The sequence below is a fragment of the Amycolatopsis ruanii genome (assembly GCF_003385175.1).
GTDB classification, from domain to species: domain Bacteria; phylum Actinomycetota; class Actinomycetes; order Mycobacteriales; family Pseudonocardiaceae; genus Amycolatopsis_E; species Amycolatopsis_E thermalba.
In genome coordinates this window covers 1-2,727 of record NZ_PQHY01000159.1, presented here as the reverse complement: position 1 = coordinate 2,727, position 2,727 = coordinate 1, and the positions used below count along the sequence as shown (strand labels likewise).

The 2,727-nt window shown below is 69.3% G+C and carries 2 protein-coding genes and 4 tRNA genes; 4 read left to right on the top strand and 2 right to left on the bottom strand.

Annotated features, from left to right (window positions below; genetic code table 11):
* Positions 1-124: 124 nt before the first annotated feature.
* Both D0D28_RS35325 and D0D28_RS35320 read right to left on the bottom strand, forming a co-directional pair.
* Entirely contained in the window at positions 125-931 is an 807-nt protein-coding gene (locus D0D28_RS35325; RefSeq protein ID WP_116115538.1) for an IclR family transcriptional regulator, read from the bottom strand.
* 210 nt (positions 932-1,141) lie between these two features.
* Positions 1,142-1,216 (bottom strand) — tRNA-Val (locus tag D0D28_RS35320).
* 384 nt (positions 1,217-1,600) lie between these two features.
* Here D0D28_RS35320 and D0D28_RS35315 point away from each other — a divergent pair.
* From D0D28_RS35315 to D0D28_RS35300, 4 genes are all read left to right on the top strand, one after another.
* Entirely contained in the window at positions 1,601-2,026 is a 426-nt protein-coding gene (locus D0D28_RS35315; protein ID WP_094007105.1) for an SsgA family sporulation/cell division regulator, read from the top strand.
* 117 nt (positions 2,027-2,143) lie between these two features.
* Positions 2,144-2,216 (top strand) — tRNA-Gly (locus tag D0D28_RS35310).
* Between the two features lie 24 nt (positions 2,217-2,240).
* A tRNA-Cys gene (locus tag D0D28_RS35305) sits at positions 2,241-2,311 on the top strand.
* 1 nt (position 2,312) lies between these two features.
* A tRNA-Val gene (locus D0D28_RS35300) sits at positions 2,313-2,384 on the top strand.
* Positions 2,385-2,727: the final 343 nt, after the last annotated feature.

Below are 2,727 nucleotides of genomic sequence, written 5' to 3'. Positions count from 1 at the left end.
AACCACTCCCCCTCCCGCACCCGATCCCCAGCCCACATCGGTTGCCGAGCACTGAAAGATCGGGTTCGGGAGGCTCAATCCGGGCGTAGCGAAGCCGGCGCAGTTCAGATACGCGCGTAGCGCCCTACGCCACTTCCCCCGAAGGCCGAGTGGAAATCTGCTCCGCGATCCGTTGCAACGCCTTCGCCGCCGCGGGCACGTCCCGCTGCGGGAACCGCGCCGCGGGCGCGCTCAGCGAAATCGCGGCGGGCAGGTTCGTCCCGAGCAGTGGCACGGCCACGCACCGCCCGTCGGCCTCGTTCTCGCCGTCGTCCACCGCGAAGCCCTGGGCGCGGACCTTGTCCAGCTCGGTGAGGTAGTCCTCGACGGTGACGATGGTGCGATCGGTGCGCGCCGGCATTCCGGACCGCCCGAGCAGCTCCCGCACGCGGGCCTCGGGCAGGTGGGCCGTGATCGCCTTGCCGAGCGCGGTGGAGTGCAGCGGGTCACGGTCGCCGCGCGAGGCGGCCAGCCGGACGCCGCGGCGGCTTTCGATGATGTCGATGTAGATGATGTGGTCGCTGTCCAGCAGCCCGAGGTTCGCCGTCTCGCCGAACTCGTCGCGCACGCTCTCCAGCCACGGCCGCACCCGCTCGCGCAGCAGCTCGAGGTGGCGGGACTGCATGCCGAGGAACCCCAGCCCCAGCCGGCACAGCCCGGTGACCTCGTCGCGCTCGACGTAGCGGTGGGCCTCCAGGGTCCACAGGTAGCGGTAGGCCGAGGACTTCGGCATTCCGGTGGCCTCGACCACCTCGTTGAGGGTGATCCCGTCCACGGACTCCTGCAGCAGGTTGAGGATGGCGCAGACCCGGTCGACGGCGCGCAGCGAGTAGTCGCGGTCTTCGGTGGAGGGAGGTTCGTCGGAGTTCCGGTGCGGCGACAGCGAACTCACCTCGTTTCATCAGCAGGAGTGAGCGTTTCATGTTACCGCGACCACACCGCTTCACACAGCCGTCACGCCGGAACGAACCGGAGAAAGGGGGCGGGTGACGGCCGTCTCCCGCGCCCGAGTGACGTGGAACCCGTGCCGGAATGAAACAGAACAGCCCCAGGTTGGAAGCCTTGGGACTGAACTTCAGGCTTCACCTGGGGCCGGTTTCGGTGGTGGGCGATACTGGGATCGAACCAGTGACCTCTTCGGTGTGAACGAAGCGCTCTCCCGCTGAGCTAATCGCCCCCGTCCGTACGAGAAGGAACTCTAGCGGATAGCCTGCCGGGCACTGCAAACGGGTGGTCTTTGGGCCACACGCTGCGGATACGACCCGACACGCTGCGGAGAAGCCCGAGGTGATCGAGGTCGCCCCCGCCCGTGGAGCGATCCAGGTCACGTGCCAGGCTGCGAAGCCGTGCTGTCCTGCCCGCGTTGAACCGAGCAGTATGTGTGGGTAGACGATCAGCGAGGCCGGTCCCGCAGGCCGGTACCGCGCGAGCGCGAGTGCGAGAGGTGCGCGAACCCGTCCGGGTGAAGCCCGGGGAGTTCGCGAAGCGAGACGGTGGGTTCGTGCGTCTCACACTCGAAGCTCGGCCGAGCGGGCCGTGAAGGGAGACGAAAGGTAAGACGATGCGCAACGACCACGTGACGCTCCGCTCCACAGCGGTGTTCGACCTCCTGGCGCCGCGTGCCCCGGCCGTGCCCGTGAAGGTGGAGCTGCGGTACGACACCCGCGACCCGTACGCGGTCGTGGCGGCGTTCCGGACCGGCCGCGCCGGCTGGGTCGAATGGGTGTACGCCCGCGACCTGCTCGCCGACGGCCTGCTGGCCGAGGCCGGTGACGGCGACGTCCGCATCCGCCCCTCGGTCGAGGACCCCGAGTCGGTGATGATCGAGCTGAACTCGCCGTCCGGGCACGCCGTGTTCGAGGCCTCCGCCCAGGAGCTGGCCGACTTCCTGGACCGCACCTACGACGTGGTGCTGCCGGGCAACGAGCACCTGTGGATCGACCTGGACGACGCGCTGACCCACCTGATCCCCAACGATCTTGGATAGCACCCGCGCTGGGGGCGTGGAACACCCACCCCCCTGTTTTCGCGGGTTGCCGGGTCGGATATTGTTCTCTCACACCACGACGACGGGGGCCTTCACCGGAACCCGGAGTCACGGTAGGCGGACGTAGCGCAGCTGGTAGCGCATCACCTTGCCAAGGTGAGGGTCGCGGGTTCGAATCCCGTCGTCCGCTCGGGGAGCCCACTCGGGCCCGCACGGTGGAGTGGCCGAGAGGCGAGGCAACGGCCTGCAAAGCCGTGTACACGGGTTCGAATCCCGTCTCCACCTCGCGCGATTAGCTCAGCGGGAGAGCGCTACCTTGACACGGTAGAGGTCACTGGTTCAATCCCAGTATCGCGCACTCTCCGGCTCGACGGCCCGTCGGTGATCACTCACCGGCGGGCCGTTGGTCGTTGTCCAGCCGGCCGCCACAGGGTGCGAGCGCGGACCCCGTGCAGCCATCCTGGGGGCTCGGCCGCTATCGCAGCCCGCCCGGCCACCCCGCGGCCTCGCGCCGCGGTCGCCCATCCCGCGGGGTGCACCGCGAGCCCATCGGGGTTGGCCCTCCCCTCCTGCAGCCACCCCACCCGCGGCTCGGTCGCCACGGCAACCCACTCCCGGCCACACTCCAGCCTCCCCGCCGCGACCGCCCCTCCGGGCTGCCATCGACACCACACCTCCCTTCTAGGGTCAGCCCTCCCCGC